This is a genomic window from Aeromicrobium sp. CF3.5, assembly GCF_051262695.1.
Taxonomy (GTDB): domain Bacteria; phylum Actinomycetota; class Actinomycetes; order Propionibacteriales; family Nocardioidaceae; genus Aeromicrobium.
On sequence record NZ_JBIMEZ010000009.1, the window covers coordinates 61,989 to 77,485 of the forward strand.

General features: G+C 69.6%; 12 protein-coding genes. 8 read left to right on the forward strand and 4 right to left on the reverse strand.

What is annotated here, in order from left to right; genetic code table 11:
* The first annotated feature begins 71 nt into the window (after positions 1–71).
* Complete coding sequence (locus ACHAA3_RS14950) at positions 72–848, forward strand: ParA family protein (RefSeq protein WP_435709839.1); 777 nt, start codon at positions 72–74, stop codon at positions 846–848.
* 32 nt (positions 849–880) lie between these two features.
* Here the strand turns inward: ACHAA3_RS14950 and ACHAA3_RS14955 are convergent, their stop codons facing one another.
* Positions 881–2,320, reverse strand: a complete 1,440-nt coding sequence (locus ACHAA3_RS14955) for a DEAD/DEAH box helicase (protein WP_435709840.1) — start codon at positions 2,318–2,320, stop codon at positions 881–883.
* Positions 2,321–2,446: 126 nt separating this feature from the next.
* Between ACHAA3_RS14955 and ACHAA3_RS14960 the strand changes: the two genes are divergently transcribed.
* Positions 2,447–3,196 (forward strand): ferritin-like fold-containing protein, encoded by a 750-nt coding sequence (locus ACHAA3_RS14960; RefSeq protein WP_435709841.1) that lies wholly within the window; start codon positions 2,447–2,449, stop codon positions 3,194–3,196.
* On the opposite strand, the gene ACHAA3_RS14965 is transcribed toward ACHAA3_RS14960, so the two are convergent.
* Together ACHAA3_RS14965 and ACHAA3_RS14970 are read right to left on the reverse strand one after the other, a co-directional pair.
* Positions 3,193–3,450 (reverse strand): DUF3107 domain-containing protein, encoded by a 258-nt coding sequence (locus ACHAA3_RS14965; protein WP_435709842.1) that lies wholly within the window; start codon positions 3,448–3,450, stop codon positions 3,193–3,195. The two genes, ACHAA3_RS14960 and ACHAA3_RS14965, sit on opposite strands and share 4 nt — an antisense overlap.
* Complete coding sequence (locus ACHAA3_RS14970) at positions 3,447–4,106, reverse strand: TetR/AcrR family transcriptional regulator (RefSeq protein WP_435709843.1); 660 nt, start codon at positions 4,104–4,106, stop codon at positions 3,447–3,449. The genes ACHAA3_RS14965 and ACHAA3_RS14970 overlap by 4 nt, the downstream gene beginning before the upstream one ends.
* A 109-nt stretch (positions 4,107–4,215) precedes the next feature.
* Here ACHAA3_RS14970 and moeZ point away from each other — a divergent pair, with 109 nt between their 5' ends.
* Genes moeZ through nudC form a run of 5 tightly spaced genes read left to right on the forward strand, consistent with a single transcriptional unit; the run spans position 4,216 to position 13,113 of the window.
* Positions 4,216–5,388 carry an adenylyltransferase/sulfurtransferase MoeZ gene (moeZ, locus tag ACHAA3_RS14975; protein ID WP_435709844.1) on the forward strand — a complete coding sequence of 391 codons (1,173 nt, stop codon included), beginning with the start codon at positions 4,216–4,218 and terminating at the stop codon, positions 5,386–5,388.
* A 35-nt stretch (positions 5,389–5,423) separates the two neighbouring features.
* Positions 5,424–5,723 carry an MGMT family protein gene (locus ACHAA3_RS14980; protein WP_435709845.1) on the forward strand — a complete coding sequence of 100 codons (300 nt, stop codon included), beginning with the start codon at positions 5,424–5,426 and terminating at the stop codon, positions 5,721–5,723.
* A 29-nt stretch (positions 5,724–5,752) separates the two neighbouring features.
* A complete protein-coding gene (locus ACHAA3_RS14985; protein WP_435709846.1) occupies positions 5,753–8,995 on the forward strand; it encodes an ATP-dependent helicase in 3,243 nt (1,080 codons plus the stop codon).
* Positions 8,992–12,198: a UvrD-helicase domain-containing protein gene (locus ACHAA3_RS14990; RefSeq protein WP_435709847.1), complete on the forward strand. Its 3,207-nt coding sequence runs from the start codon at positions 8,992–8,994 to the stop codon at positions 12,196–12,198. The genes ACHAA3_RS14985 and ACHAA3_RS14990 overlap by 4 nt, the downstream gene beginning before the upstream one ends.
* A 21-nt stretch (positions 12,199–12,219) precedes the next feature.
* The gene (gene nudC, locus ACHAA3_RS14995) at positions 12,220–13,113 is read left to right on the forward strand and encodes an NAD(+) diphosphatase (protein WP_435709848.1); all 894 of its coding nucleotides are present in this window, start codon (positions 12,220–12,222) and stop codon (positions 13,111–13,113) included.
* 2 nt (positions 13,114–13,115) lie between these two features.
* On the opposite strand, the gene ACHAA3_RS15000 is transcribed toward nudC, so the two are convergent.
* Entirely contained in the window at positions 13,116–13,358 is a 243-nt protein-coding gene (locus ACHAA3_RS15000; RefSeq protein ID WP_435709849.1) for a mycoredoxin, read from the reverse strand.
* A gap of 80 nt (positions 13,359–13,438) precedes the next feature.
* On the opposite strand from ACHAA3_RS15000, the gene ACHAA3_RS15005 reads away from it, so the two are divergent.
* On the forward strand, positions 13,439–15,490 hold the full coding sequence (locus tag ACHAA3_RS15005) for an ATP-dependent DNA helicase UvrD2 (protein ID WP_435709850.1): 2,052 nt from the start codon (positions 13,439–13,441) through the stop codon (positions 15,488–15,490).
* Positions 15,491–15,497 lie beyond the last annotated feature (7 nt).

A 15,497-nucleotide genomic window follows, 5' to 3' on the forward strand; every position in this document is an offset into this window, starting at 1 on the left:
CCAAAGACATCAGCCCGGCGCGCCCGTAGGCGACTGGGCGAGACGTCCCGGGGAGGTGACACAATGCCCCCATGACGACCACGATCGCGGTTGCGAACCAAAAAGGTGGGGTCGCCAAGACCACCACCGTGGCTTCGCTGGGCGCTGCACTGGTCGAGATCGGGCAGCGCGTCCTGCTGGTCGACCTCGATCCGCAGGGCAGCCTGACGTTCTCCCTGGGCATCGATCCCGAGGAGCTCGACGTCACCGTCGGCGAGGTGCTGCTGGGCACGGCGAAGCCAGGAGATGCGGTGCTGGTCACCGAGGACGGCATGCACCTCGTGCCCGCCAACATCACGCTGACCCAGGCGGAGGAATCGCTGGTCACGAGAACGGGGCGCGAGCAGCGACTGCGCGTCGCGCTCGACAAGATCGCCGACGACTACGACGTCATCGTGCTCGACTGCCCGCCCAGCCTCGGGGTGCTCACGGTGGGCGCGCTGTCGGCCTCGAACCAGGTGCTGATTCCGCTGCAGGCCGAGACCTTGTCGCACCGTGGAGTGGGTCAGCTGCTCGACACCATCTACGACGTGAAGCAGTTCATCAACCCGTCCCTGGAGATCCTCGGCGTGCTGCCGACGATGTACGACGGTCGGACCAAGCACGCGCGCAACGTGCTGGCCGCGATCTCCGAGACCTACGACCTGCCCGTCATCGAGCCGGCCATCCCCAAGTCCATCCGATTCGCCGAGGCGCCGGCCATCGGCCGCAGCGTCCTCTCGACCGCTCGCACCCACAAGGGCGCCGAGGCCTACCGGGCCGTCGCGAAGAAGCTGGTCGCGACGAAACCGGCCAGCAAGCGCCGCTAGCCGAGATCTGACCAGCCGGGACCAGGAGCGCGTCAGTCGGTCTTGGCGACGGGCTCGCCGCCGCGCGACCGGGTGCGGCTGCGGTTGCGGCGCCGGCGCTGCTGGCCGTCGCCCGAGCCGGTCTTCTCGCCACTGCTCTGGCCGCCACTTCTCTGGGCGGCGGGTCCGGACTGGCCGCCACGTCCGCCCTGCGCACCGCGGCCACCTTGGCCGCCACGACCGCCACGGTCGCCGTCCGTACGGGGCTCCTTGGGGCTCGGCGGCTTGAGCCGGCCCTTGACGTCACGGCCGATCTCCAGGTCGGTGAACAGGTGCTCGGAGGTCGAGTAGGTCTCCAGCGGGACCTCGAAGGGCAGGTCCAGCGCCTTGTTGATCAGCTTCCAGCGCGTCAGGTCAGCCCAGTCGACGAAGGTGACCGCCGTGCCGGTGTTGCCCGCGCGACCGGTGCGACCGATGCGGTGCACGTAGGTCTTGTCGTCCTCGGGGCAGTTGTAGTTGATCACGTGGCTGACGTCGGTGACGTCGATGCCGCGGGCGGCCACGTCGGTGGCCACCAAGGTGTTGACCTTGCCCTCACGGAAGCGGGTGAGCGCCTTCTCGCGGGCCGGCTGGGCCATGTCGCCGTGCAGGGGGGCGGCAGGGAAGCCGCGATCGATCAGGTCGTCCGCGACCCGCTGAGCGGTGCGCTTGGTGCGGGTGAAGATGATGACGCGGGCGACGTTGTCGGCCTGCAGGATGCGGGCGAGCACCTCGGCCTTGTCCATCTCGTGCGCCTGGTAGACGTGCTGCGCCGTGAGAGGAACGGTCTGGTTCGCCTCGTGGCTCTCGGCGCGGATGTTCATCGGCTGGGTCATGTGCTTGCGGGCCAGCGAGACGATTGCCGACGGCATGGTCGCCGAGAACAGCATGGTCTGGCGTGAACGCGGAGTGCGTGCCAGCAGTGATTCGACATCGGGCAGGAAGCCGAGGTCGAGCATCTCGTCGGCCTCGTCGAGCACGACGGAGTTGACGTAGGAAAGGTCCAGGGCGCCGCGGTTGGCCAGGTCGAGCAGACGACCGGGCGTGCCGATGACGATGTCGACGCCCTCGGCGAGCGCGTCGAGCTGCGGGTCGTATCCGACCCCGCCGTAGATCAGCAGGCTGCGGGTCCCGGTCTTCGCCGAGGCAGTGGCGACGTCGCCACCGACCTGGATCGCGAGCTCACGCGTCGGCGCGACGATCAGGGCCTGGGGCTTGCCGGGGGCGGGCAGGTCGGCGTAGCCGTCATTCTTCGGTCCGACGGTGCGCTGGATGACCGGGATCGCGAAGGCGAGCGTCTTACCGGTGCCGGTGCGAGCCTGTCCGATCAGATCGGTTCCGCCCAGGGCGACCGAGAGGGTCATCTCCTGGATCGGGAAGGGGGAGGTGATGCCGACGTCGCTGAGCGCGTCGGCGATCTCGGGCGCAACGCCCAGATCGACGAATGTGGTCACAAAAAATCTCAAATCAAGTGGGGAGGCAGGCTTCTCGCTACGTGTCGTGACGCTTCTCGAGACGGTCCTGCGAGACCTCACGACGGAGATACGGCCCATCGGGCATCTCCATCCTAGCGTGTCGGCATGTCGCAGCCGCAGCCGCAGCGCGTGCAGGGCGATACGCTGCCGACCATGGCCGCAGACGAGACGACCCACGACCAACCCAGCACCGACGAGGACGTCTACCGCACCGGGATCCTGGAGCTGATCGGCCTGTGTGCGTATGGCGAGATCAGTGCCTGCGAGCGGCTCGCCGAGGATGCCGCGATGGCACCCGACCTCAGCACGAAGGCCGAGATCCTCGCGATGCTGGCCGCCGAGCACGACCACTTCGTGAAGCTGCGTGACCGGCTGGTCGAGATGGGCGAGGATCCCTATCCGTTCATGGAGAACTTCGCCGGCATCTTCGACCGGTTCCACCGGCAGACCCGTCCCAGCGACTGGCTCGAGGGGCTCGTCAAGGCCTACGTCGGAGACGGCCTGGCGGCTGACTTCTACCGTGAGATCGCCGCGTACCTGGATCCGGAGACCCGTGAGCTGGTGCTCGAGACGCTGTCGGGCACCGGGCACTCCGAATTCGTCATCGGTGCGGTGCGCAGTGCGATCGAGTCCGATCCACGCAGTGGCGGGCGCCTGGCCCTGTGGGGTCGTCGCCTCATGGGCGAGGCGCTCAGCCAGGCTCAGATGGTCGTCGCCGAGCGCGACGCGCTCAGCACGGTCCTGGTCGGCGGCATTGACCGACCCGGCATGGACCTCGCGGGGATCGGGCGCATGTTCACCCGCATCACCGAGGCCCACGCCGAGCGCATGGACAAGCTGGGTCTGGCTCCCTAGCCGGCAGCGGTGGCCGCTGCGCCTGCAGACAGACCGAATCCGACCTGACGTCCCTCGTCGGAGATGAAGTCGAGGTAGGCGACCTTGGCCGCCGGAATGGCGACGGTGCGGCCCTTGTCATCGCTCAGGGTGAACACCGAGTCATCCCTCAGCGCGGTGTCGAGGGCAGCGAGCACGGCCTGCGGCTCGTCCTCGGTGGACACGGACAGTTCACGGGTGGCGTACTGGACGCCGATCTTGACCTCCACGGTCACTCAACTCCTTGGTTGCTGTTCTCACGTGGATCGCGGGGGCGATCCTGGGGGACACCTCGGATGCCGCGCCAGGCCAGGCCCGCGACGAGCTCCACGGCTTCCTCGCGGCTCAGGTCAGAGTCGCGGGACATCCAGTTCTGGGCGCCGAAGTGCCCCATGCCGACCAGACTGACAGCAAGCAGGTGAGCGGCGGGACCGGGGAGCCCGGTGTCCTCGCGGATCACCTCGGCGATGGCTGCTGCCGACTCGTAGATGACCCGGTCGATCTGGCTGCGCACGGACGGATCGTTGGTCAGGTCGGACTCGAAGACCAGACGGAACGCCGCGCCCTGGTCGGCGACGTAGCCGTACCAGAGCTCCATGGACGCCATGACCCGTCGGCGATTGTCGGTGGTCGAGGCCAGCGCCTCGCGCACCTCGGCGATCACGAGGTCGCAGGAGGTCTCCAGCAGGGCGAGGTAGAGGTCGAGCTTGCCCGGAAAGTGCTGGTACAGCACCGGTTTGGAGACACCTGCGCGTTCGGCGATCTCATCCATCGAGGCGGAGTGGTAGCCCTGTTCGACGAAGACCTCCAGAGCGACGTCGAGCAGCTGGGCACGGCGGGCCGATCGCGGCAGGCGGCTCGAGCGGGGGCGCGCTCCGACGGACTCAGTCACCGGCTCAGCCTAGTGGGTGACTCGCAGGTCCAGCCGATCGGGAACAATGTGTGGCGCCCCACGGTTGTGCACCGTGAAGACGTCGACGTCAGCTGTGAAGGAGAACCCCGTGGTCGCCCCGCTCGTGGAACCCGCCGCCGAACTCACCACCGATGAGGTGCGCCGCTACAGCCGCCACCTGATCATCCCCGATGTCGGCATGACCGGCCAGAAGAGGCTCAAGAACGCCAAGGTCCTCGTGATCGGCGCTGGCGGCCTCGGCAGCCCTGCGTTGCTGTACCTCGCTGCGGCGGGAGTCGGCACGCTCGGCATCATCGACGACGACGTCGTCGATGAGTCCAACCTGCAGCGCCAGATCATCCACGGGCAGTCCGACATCGACAAGCCCAAGGCCATCTCGGCTGCGGAGTCGGTGGCCGAGACCAATCCGCATGTCAAGACCATCGTCCACAACGAGCGTCTCGACACCGACAACGTCCTGGACATCTTCGCCCCGTACGACCTCATCGTCGACGGCACCGACAACTTCGCGACCCGTTACCTGGTCAACGACGCTGCCGTCATCCTCGGCAAGCCCTACGTGTGGGGCTCGATCTTCCGGTTCGAGGGGCAGGTGTCGGTGTTCTGGGCCCAGGAGGGCCCGCAGTACCGCGACCTGTACCCCGAGCCCCCGCCGCCGGGCATGGTGCCCTCGTGCGCCGAGGGCGGCGTGCTGGGTGTCCTGTGCGCCTCGATCGGATCGATCATGGTCACCGAGGCGATCAAGCTCATCACCGGCATCGGCGATCCGCTGATCGGCCGCCTGATGGTCTACGACGCGCTTGAAATGCGCTACACCACCCTGAAGGTCCAGCGCGATCCCACCGGCGTGCTGCCGACCGAGCTGATGAACGACTACGAGGCCTTCTGCGGCGCTGTCAGCGAGGAGGCAGCCGATGCCGCCGCCGACTCGACCATCTCGGTCGCGACGCTCGACGGCTGGCTCAAGGAACGTGCCGACGGCGGCCGCGACTTCACCCTGGTCGACGTCCGCGAACCCAACGAGTACGAGATCAATCAGATCCCCGGCTCGGTGCTGATCCCCAAGGGCGAGTTCCTCAACGGCAATGCGCTCGAGCAGCTGGCCCAGGACAAGCAGGTCGTGCTGCACTGCAAGTCCGGCGCACGCTCGGCCGAGGCTCTTGCGGTGCTCAAGGGTGCCGGCTACGCGGACGCGGTCCACGTCGGCGGCGGAGTCGTGGCCTGGGTCAACCAGATCGACCCCAGCCAGCCCTCCTACTAGTCAATCAGCACCCCTCGGAGCCGAGGTAGCGAACGGTGGATGAGGAATTCGTCGAGCGGGTGCTGGCGCTCGTGGAGTCGATCCCGGTCGGACGCGTGCTGTCCTACGGACGGATCGCCGAGCACGTGGCGGCTGGGTACGGGCCCCGGTACGTTGGTCGGGTGATGTCGCTGGAGGGGTCTGCCGTCACGTGGTGGCGGGTCGTGCGGGCCGACGGCACCATCGCCGGGCCGCTGATGGCCGAGGCCCAGATGCACTGGCTGGAGGAGTCGACGCCGGTTCGTCGGGGACGTGTCCACATGGCCGAGGCGCTCTGGGAACCACGCACCGGCTGAGTGTCGGACCCGTCTGTTTCGATGGGCCCATGGTGATCGAGCCAAGGAAGATCGAGTACGTCAGGCGACCGGCTGAGTCGGCAGTGCGCGTGCCCGTGCTCGACGACTCCCAGCGAGCCGTGGTCGATCACGGTTCCGGACCGCTGCTCGTGCTGGCCGGCCCGGGCACGGGCAAGACCACCACGGTGGTCGAGACCGTCGTGGATCGCATCGAGCAGCGCGGTCTGGCTCCCGAGCAGGTCCTGGTCCTCACCTTCAGCCGCAAGGCCGCAGAAGAGCTGCGCGGGCGGATCGCGCGCCGTCTCTCCGCCTCGTCCTCGGCCACACCGGCCATGACGTTCCACTCCTTCTGCTACGGCGTGGTCCGCCAGTTCTCCGCGTCCGACCAGTACGTGGCGCCCCTGCAGCTGATGAGCGCGCCCGAGCAGCAGACCGTGATCGCCGAGCTGGTCGCCGGGAACGATCTGTCCGCGTGGCCCCCACGGCTCTGGCCCGCGCTGCGCACCCGAGGATTCGCCGCCGAGCTGCAGGCCCTGATGGCTGCGGCCAGCATCCAGGACCTGGGGCTCGACGACCTGGCCGATCTCGCCGAGGAGTCCGGGCGCGCCGAGTGGGTCGCCGCCGCGTCGTTCTTCGAGGAGTACACCCAGGTGCTGGCTCTGCAGAACAAGAGCGACTACACCGACGTCGTGGTGCAGGCGGTGCGGCTCCTGCGCGAGCCGGACGTGCGCGATGCGCTGCGTGATCGTTACCGACTGGTGATCGTCGACGAGTACCAGGACACCGACCCGCTGCAGGTGCAGCTGTTGCACGAGCTGGCTGGCGAGGGTCGCGACCTGATCGTCGTCGGTGACCCCGACCAGTCCATCTACCGGTTCCGCGGGGCGGACGTGCGCGGCATCCTGGACTTTCCTCGCGCATTCGGATCCCCGGGAACACCTGCGCCGGTGGTGGCCCTGGGCACCACCCGACGCTTCGGTCCACGCATCCTGGATGCCACACGGTCCATCGTGGAGCCGCTCGGCGTCTCGGGTCATCTCGCCGCCGAGATCTTCCACCGGTTCCGTTCGCCCACGTCCGTCGCCGAGACCGACGGCGACGTCGAGGTCAACACCTACGCCACACCGGCGGCGGAGGGCGAGCACATCGCCCGTCTCCTGCGCGAGGCCCACCTCACCGGGGACCACCCCCTCGCCTGGAGCGACATGGCCGTGCTGGTGCGCACGGGGGCCGAGCTGATCCGGCTCGAACGGGTGCTGGTCGCCTCCGGAGTTCCGGTCGAGGTCGCGGGCGACGAGATTCCGTTGGCGGGTCAACCGGCGGTTCGAGCCCTCCTGGCGGCGGTTCGTGTCGCCGAGCACGTGGCTGCCGGGCGACCGGTCCCGCTGGATGAGGCCACGGCCTTTCTCACCGGCCCCATCGGGCGCCTCGACGCCTCGGAGATGCGCCGCGTCAACCGCTTCCTGCGCGACGGCGATCGGGGCCATCCCGGCGGACCCCGTCCCTCCTCCGAGCTGCTCGCGTCGGCTCTGCGCCATCCGCTCGACCTCGCGGCCTGCGACCTCGCACCCGCCACCCAGCTCGCTGTCGATCGCGCCGCACGGGCGGCAGAAGCGGTCGCCCGCGCTGGTGCGCAGATCCTCGCCCGCGAGGCTCCCGAACAGGTGTTGTGGACCCTGTGGTCCACCGGCGACTGGCAACGTCGGCTCCTGGTCGAGGCTGAGTCCTCCAGCGAGTCGAGCCTGCGCGCCCACCGTGATCTCGACGCCATCGGCGCCCTGTTCCACCAGGCGGCCCGAGTAGAGGAGACCGGATCGCACCGCACGGTCGCCGCCCTGATCCACGAGCTGGAGGCGCAGCAGATCCCGGCCGACACCCTGAGCGACTCCGGGGTCCGCGGCACCGCTGTACGACTCATGACCGCGCACCGCTCCAAGGGCCTGGAGTGGCCGTTGGTCGTGGTCGCCGGTGTGCAGGAGGATGCCTGGCCCACCGTGCGGGCCGGCGGATCTCTGCTGCATCACGAACGGGTCGGTCCCGGCGTCGAGGTCACGCCTCCGCCCACCTCAGCGCAGCTGGCCGACGAGCGACGACTGTTCTACGTCGCCTGCACCCGGGCCACCCGACGGTTGGTGGTCACGGCCGTCAGGAGCCCCCGGGACGACGACCACCAACCCTCGCGATTCGTGCTCGAGCTGGCGGCCCGTGCCACGGCCGGGTCGGTGACCGAACCCCAGGCCCGGCCCCGCACACCCTTCTCGCTGCGCGGCGTCGTGGCAGAGCTGCGCGGCCTGTGCGAGTCCAGCGACGATCCCGTGGTGCGCCACGGGGCGGCTCAGCGTCTGGCCCGCCTGGCAGACCAGGGCAGCTGGGCCACCCGTGCGGCCCGACCCGAGCGGTGGTGGGGGGTCCGCGACGACACACAGACCTCCACTCCGGTCGTCGATCCCGCCCAGCCCATCACGCTGAGCGGCAGCGGGGTCAGCTCGCTCACGGCCTGCCCCTTGGCGTGGTTCCTGTCGCACGAGGCCGCCGGGTCGACCGGCACCACCTCGGCCCAGGGATTCGGGTCTATCGTCCACGCTCTCGCCGCCGATGTGGTCCGACGCGGCGGGCCAGCTGATCGGGCCGCCATGCGGGATCGACTCGACGAGGCGTGGAGCCAGCTGGAGTTCGCCGCCCCGTGGGTGCGGGAGCGCGAACGGCGTGCGGCCCACGAGGCCATCGAGCGCCTCGCCCGGTGGCACGAGACCAATGCCCGCACCCCCCTCGCCGTCGAGCACGAGTTCCGCGCCGAGATCGACATCGATGGCAGCACGGCGGTGCTGCGCGGCTACATGGACCGTGTCGAGCTCGACGAGCAGGGGCGGGTGCATGTCATCGACTTCAAGACCAACAAGAATCCGCCCCCGGCCAAGGACATCGCCCAGTACCCGCAGCTGGGCTTCTACCAGCTGGCCGTCGATCACGGAGCGGTCCTCGACCTGGCGCCCGACGCAGCCTCCGGAGGCGCCGAGCTGGTCCAGCTGCGTGTCGACGTCACCGGCGATCCCGGATCGCCCAAGGTCCAGCAGCAGGCCGCGCCGCCGGAGGGTGAGCCGTTCTTCGCCTTCGACCAGGTGGTCGAGTCCATGCGGATCATCCGCACCGAGGACTTCCGCGCCACCCCCAGCAAGGAGGCGTGCCAGTGGTGCGAGTTCGCAGCGGCGTGTCCGTCCCAGTCCGAGGGCGCGCCCACCGTGGGCCGACGCGACCCGGGCGAGCGGTCATGATGCGTTCCGTCCGCGACGTCGCCGACCTCATCGATCTGCTCGAGATCCCCTTCAGCGATGAGCAGATCGCTGCCATCACCGCGCCGTATGACCAACCCCAGGCGATCATCGCGGGTGCCGGCTCGGGCAAGACCACCGTCATGGCAGCACGCGTGGTGTGGCTCGTCGGTCATGAGGGCATCGACCCCGACCGCGTGCTGGGCCTGACCTTCACCAACAAGGCGGCCGGTGAGCTGGGGCAGCGGATCGTCAAGAATCTCAAGGACCTGCCGAGATTGGCGCGTGACCCCGAGCAGCCCGAGCCCGGCCAGCCCACGGTGTCGACTTATCACGCCTTCGCCGGTCAGCTGATCGCGGAGTTCGGCCTGCTGCTGGGCATCGAGCCAGATCTTCGGGTCCTCGCCGACGCCTCACGGTTCCAGCTCGCCGCTCGTGCCGTCACGAGCTTCGAAGGATCCATCGAGGCGCTGTCCACGTACGTGCCGGTCCTGGTGACCGATCTGCTCGCGCTGGAAGGGCAGCTGGCCGAGCACCTGGTCGAGCCCGCCCGGCTGCGCGAGTTCGACCACGACCTGATCGCACACCTCGAGCCCCAGGCGGTCGTGCGAGGAGGACTCACCAAGGCGGTCAAGGACGACGCGCTCAAGGCAGCGCGTCGGCGCATCGAGATCAGCCATCTGGTCGATCGCTACCGCGAGGTCAAGGCGGAGGCGGGCGTCATGGACTTCTCCGACCAGATGCGCTGGGGCGCCCAGCTGGCCGCGATGACCGAGGTCGGTGCCGACCTGCGCTCGCGCTACGATGTCGTGCTCCTCGACGAGTACCAGGACACGTCGGTCGCCCAGCGCGATCTCCTGCGCGCCCTGTTCTCGGGACCTTCGCCCGATCTCGGTCGGGGTCACGGGGTCACGGCGGTCGGCGATCCCGCCCAGGGCATCTACGGCTGGCGCGGGGCGGCGGTCACCAACCTGCTGGAGTTCGGTCAGGACTTCCCCAGGACCGACGGCACCGAGGGGGTGCAGCACACGCTGAACGTCACCCGGCGGTGCGCACCGCAGATCATCGCGGTCGCTAACCGGATCGCCGCGCCGTTCTACGCCACCACGTGTGCGGTCACCGAGCTCGAGGCGGCGCCGGCCAACGCCCCGGGTGAGGTCGGCGTCGCACTGCACGAGACGGTCGCCGACGAGATCGCCGACCTGGTGTCGCGCGTCCAGTCCACGCACGCGACCGGGGTGCCGTGGCACGAGATCGCGGTGCTGGTGCGCGCGACGTCGGAGAACGGCACGATCGTGGAGGCGCTGCGATCTGCGGGCGTGCCCGTCGAGGTCGTCGGTCTGCAGGGTCTGCTGCACCAGCCCGAGGTGCGCGACGTGCTCAGCGTCCTGGCGTTGCTGCACGACGTCACGGCCAACCCGGCGCTGCTGCGCCTGCTGACCGGGCCCCGATGGCGCATCGGGGCCCGCGACCTCGCCCTGCTCGGTCGTCGCGCGACCCGCCTGGGCGGACGAGTACGGGGAGCAGGGTCTGCCGGCGAGACCGCTGACGAGGCACTGTCTCGCGAGCTGGCCGAGGCCGTCACGGGAGTCGACCCGGTCGACGTCGTCTCGCTGCTGGAGGCGGTCGAGGATCCGGGCGACGGTTCCTTCTCGGTGCAGGCGCGCCACAGGTTCGCCGAGATCGCCTCGCTGATCCGTGGGCTGCGCGCCCACCTGGGTGAGCCTCTGGTCGATCTCGCGCGCCGAGCCGTGGCCCACCTCGATCTCGATGTCGAGCTGATGATCCGTGCCGATGGCATCGGCCCTGACAACATCTCCGCGCTGCTCGACGCCATCGCCGGCTATGCCGAACACGACCGGTACGCCGATCTGGCCGGCCTGCTGGCCTACCTCGCCGCCGAGGACGAGTATGCCGGCGGACTCGAGGTCGCCTCACCCACCGACGCTGACGCGGTCAAGCTCCTCACCGCCCACCGTGCCAAGGGTCTGGAATACCAGGCCGTCTTCGTCCCCCTGGTCAGCCGCCTGGTGTTTCCCAACGAGCGCGGCCGGCCGCGCTGGATCAGCAGCGGAGCAGCCCTGCCGGTCGAGCTGCGCGGAGATGCCGGTGGCCTGGTCGACATCGAGGAGTGGACGGGTTCGGGGGCCAAGGCGTTCGCGGCGCAGTGGCGGGCCGATGCACTCATGGAGGAGCACCGCCTCGGCTATGTCGCTCTGACCCGGGCCAAGACGGCGCTGCACGTCAGCGGACACCACTGGGGTCCCACCCAGGTCGAGCGGCGCGGCCCCTCGGACTTCCTGATCACCGTGCGCGACTGGGTGGTGGCGGCCGGGGGACAGCCCACCACCTGGGTCGATGAGTCGGACGCGGCGCCGCAGAATCCACACCTGACCGAGGGTGTGGCTCACCGCTGGCCGGCTCCGCTGGCCGGCATGGCACCACGGCGCACCGCAGCAGATCTGGTCATCGCGCTGCGCGCAGGTCGCCCCGTCGAGGTGCCGACCGAGCCCGTCGAACCCGACGTCGCAGGTCGCGAGCGTCTCGAGACGATCGATGCCGAGCTGGACGTGCTCCTCGCGGAGGCCGCCGAGGCCGAGCACCCCGTGCGCGAGGTCAGCGTGCCGGCGGTGCTCTCGGCGACAGCCACCATGGCGCTCGCCGAGGACGAGTCCGCCTACCTGCGTCAGCTGGCCAGACCCGTTCCGCGCCGTCCGTCGGCCGCAGCGCGCCTCGGCACCCGGCTGCACGCCATGATCGAGGCGCACTACGAGCGGTTCGAGCTGTTCGACCCCACCGAGCTTCCCGGCCGAGGTGACGAGGGCATGGTCTCCGAGCCAGAACTGGCCGAGCTGTTCGAGAACTTCCTGGCCGGTGAGCTCGCTGGCCGCGAGCCGTACGCCCTCGAGGCCCCGTTCTCGATCCGGATCGGCGGCCGACAGGTGATCGGCCGTATCGATGCCGTCTTCTGCACGGTGGCCGCCGACGGCACCCGCCGCTTCGAGATCGTCGACTGGAAGACCAACCGCACGCCCACCGCCGATCCGCTGCAGCTGGCCATCTACCGGCTGGCGTGGGCCGAGATGCACGACATCGACCCCGCCCACGTCACGGCTGCCTTCGCCTACATCCGGCTGGGCCGGGTGGACCGCCTCGACGATCTGCCGGACCGGGCCACGCTGGAGGCCACGCTCGACCTCACCTGAGCTGAGTCTACCGTGGCCTCCGTGGACCACGCCTTCTCCCGATCGACACACGACCGAGCCGCCCATCTTCGTACCGACGACCAGTGGCGCTCGGCGCCCGGGCCGCTGCGCATCCTCGTGATCGGTGGGGAGCACGTGGCCACCACCGAGACCGGTGGCGTCGCGTGGATCGTCGAGGCAGACCTGGCGGGCCATCAGGTGCCGGAGGGGGAGTGGATCTTCCTCGGCTACTTGGGCGACGTGCGCCACGCGGCCCTCGTCATCGACCGGGTGCCGGCCGAGCTGCGCCCCACGAGCCTGCGCATGATCGGCCCGGAGATCGATCGTGACGATGCGTCGCTCGCGGTGCACGCGGTCGGCATCACCCGGTGGCACGAGCGGCACCGTTTCTGCCCGTCGTGTGGCGCTGCGTCGGTGCCCGCGCAGGCCGGACACGTGCGGGTCTGCGCCGAGTGTGGAACCCACCAGTTCCCGCGCACGGATCCGGCCGTCATCATGTTGATCACCGATGACCAGGACCGCGCTCTGCTCGGTCGTCAGCCCTCGTGGCCCGAGGGCCGGTTCTCCACGCTCGCCGGCTTCGTCGAGCCCGGAGAGGCGCTCGAGGACGCCGTACGACGCGAGGTCATGGAGGAGGTCGGGGTGCGCGTGGGCGAGGTCCGTCATGCCGGCAGTCAGCCGTGGCCGTTCCCGCAGAGCCTCATGGTCGGCTACTTCGGGTCCGCCGACCATGCGGACGACGGAGCGCAGATCAGGGTGGATCAGGACGAGATCGCCGAGGCGCGATGGTTCACCCGCGACGAGGTCACCGAGATGACCTCGTCAGCCGAGCTCCTGCTGCCGCCCAACGTCTCGATCTCCCGCGCCCTCATCCAGTCCTGGCATGGCGGGACCATCCACGGCAGATGGGCCTAGTCCTAGGAGGCGAGCTTCTCGCGCACCTGGGCGACCGACGGGTTCGACAGGGCGCTGCCGTCGGTGAAGACCAGGGTGGGGACGGTCTGGTTGCCGCCATTGGCCTTCTCGACGATCGTGGCCGAGGCCGGGTCCTGCTCGATGTCAACCTCGTCGAACTCGATCCCCTCGCGCTTGAGCTGCGACTTGAGGCGGTGGCAGTAGCCACACCAGGGGGTGGAGTAGAGGGTGAACGATCCGGTCATGTTCTGTCTCCTTCGACGACTAGTCTCGGTCGGTAGAACAGTGACACACCCGCAAGCATTCCCCCATCCCGAGGACGCCCGTGACTGACGCCGCCCACCTGCTCGACGGTCTTGATCCCGAGCAGCGCAAGGTCGCGCAGGCGCTGCGCGGTCCGGTCACCGTCATCGCCGGTGCCGGCACCGGCAAGACCCGTGCCATCACCCACCGCATCGCCTACGGGGTGGCCACCGGCCTGTACGAGCCCAGCGAGGTCCTGGCCGTCACCTTCACCACCCGTGCAGCCGGTGAGATGCGCGGCCGACTGTCCGACCTGGGGGCCCCGGGCGTGCAGGCGCGCACCTTCCACTCCGCCGCGTTGCGCCAGGCCCGCTACTTCTGGCCCCAGGTCTTCGGCACCGCGTTCCCCGAGATCATCGAGTCCAAGTTCGCGATGGTCCGCACCACGGCCACCCGTCTGGGGCTGCGCGCGGACAACGCCCTGGTGCGCGATCTCGCGGCCGAGATCGAGTGGGCCAAGGTCAGCAACATCCCGGTCGCCGACTACGTGCGCGAGGCGGCCGCACGCACCAGGCAGGTCGGCGATCTCGATCATGTCACCACGGCCCAGGTGCTGGCCGGCTACGAGGACCTCAAGGGTGCCGAGCGCATCGACATGGAGGACATCCTCCTGGTCACCGCCTCGATCCTGGCCGACAACCCCGAGGTGGCCGCCACGGTGCGCCGTCAGTACCGGTGGTTCGTGGTCGATGAGTTCCAGGACGTCAACCCGCTCCAGTCGATGCTGTTGCACCTGTGGCTCGGTGGTCGCGACGATGTCTGCGTCGTGGGCGATCCGCGCCAGACCATCTACTCGTTCGCGGGTGCGTCCCCGCAGATCCTGCGTGACTTCACGGCCCGCTTCACCGAGGGGGAGCGCCACGAGCTCGTGCGCAACTACCGCTCCACCCCGCAGATCGTGGCGGTGGCCAATGCGGTGTTCGGTCCCGGTGGGCGCAGCGACGGCGTGGTGCTGCAACCGCAACGCCCACCCGGCGATCCGGTCAGCTACACAGGACATCCCGACGAGCCCGCCGAGGCGCAGGCCGTGGCCAACGAGATCACCTTGCTGCACCGTTCAGGTGTGCCCTACCGCGAGATGGCCGTGTTGTACCGCATCAACGCCCAGTCCGAGGCCTATGAGGAGGCGCTGAGTCAGCACGAGATCCCGTTCACCCTGCGTGGCGGTGAGGGCTTCTTCCGGCGCAGCGAGGTCCGCCAGGCCATGGCATTGCTGCGCGCGGACCTGCAGAGCACCGCCGCCGACGGCCGTGAGGAGTTCATCGACGACGTCCGGCACATCCTGGCCGGGATCGGCTACAGCGACACCGCCCCTGCCGCGGCAGGCGAGGTGCGCAACCGGTGGGAGTCCCTCAGCGCCATCGTGGCGATGGCACGCGATCTCGCCGGGAGCAACACGCAGGTCACGATGGCCGATCTCGTGGCCGATCTGGACCGCCGGGCCGCGGCCGCCCACGCTCCGGCCGCCGAGGGCGTCACCCTCGCCACGATCCACTCGGCCAAGGGGCTGGAGTGGGACGCAGTGTTCTGTGTCGGCATGCAGGAGGGCACCGTGCCCAGCCCGCACGCCAAGACCCCCGTGGCGGTCGAGGAGGAGCGACGTCTGTTCTACGTCGCGGTCACCCGGGCCCGATCCACCCTGATGGTGTCGTGGTCCGCTGCTCGCCGTGAGGGCCAGCGCGGAACGCGCGGCCCCACCCGGTTCCTCGACGCCCTGCTCCCCGCCAGTCACGAGTCGCGCCGCACCGCGCGCCAGCCGCGCGAGCGCAAGGTGGCCCGCTGCCGCGTGTGCAACCAGGTGCTCGCCGTCATCGACCGTCCGCGCGGGCGGTGCGAGGACTGCGCCTCCACCTACGACGAGACGCTGTACGAGAACCTGCGCACCTGGCGCTCCGGCGAGGCCACGTCCATCGGCAAGCCGGCCTACGTCGTGTTCACCGACGCGACGCTGCAGTCCATCGCGGAGATGAAGCCCGTCGACGCCGATGCGCTGGCCCACGTGCCGGGCATCGGGCCGACCAAGCTCGAGCGGTACGCCGACGTGATCCTCGAACTGGTCACCGCGAGCCGCTGAGCCACGG

Excerpts from the sequence above, each read along its gene's own strand:
- ACHAA3_RS14960 (WP_435709841.1), top strand. The coding sequence starts at position 2,447 with ATGTCGCAGCCGCAGCCGCAGCGCGTGCAGGGCGATACGCTGCCGACC.
- ACHAA3_RS14950 (WP_435709839.1), top strand. The coding sequence starts at position 72 with ATGACGACCACGATCGCGGTTGCGAACCAAAAAGGTGGGGTCGCCAAG.
- ACHAA3_RS15000 (WP_435709849.1), bottom strand. The coding sequence starts at position 13,358 with ATGACCGGATCGTTCACCCTCTACTCCACCCCCTGGTGTGGCTACTGC.
- ACHAA3_RS14985 (WP_435709846.1), top strand. The coding sequence starts at position 5,753 with ATGGTGATCGAGCCAAGGAAGATCGAGTACGTCAGGCGACCGGCTGAG.
- ACHAA3_RS14990 (WP_435709847.1), top strand. The coding sequence starts at position 8,992 with ATGATGCGTTCCGTCCGCGACGTCGCCGACCTCATCGATCTGCTCGAG.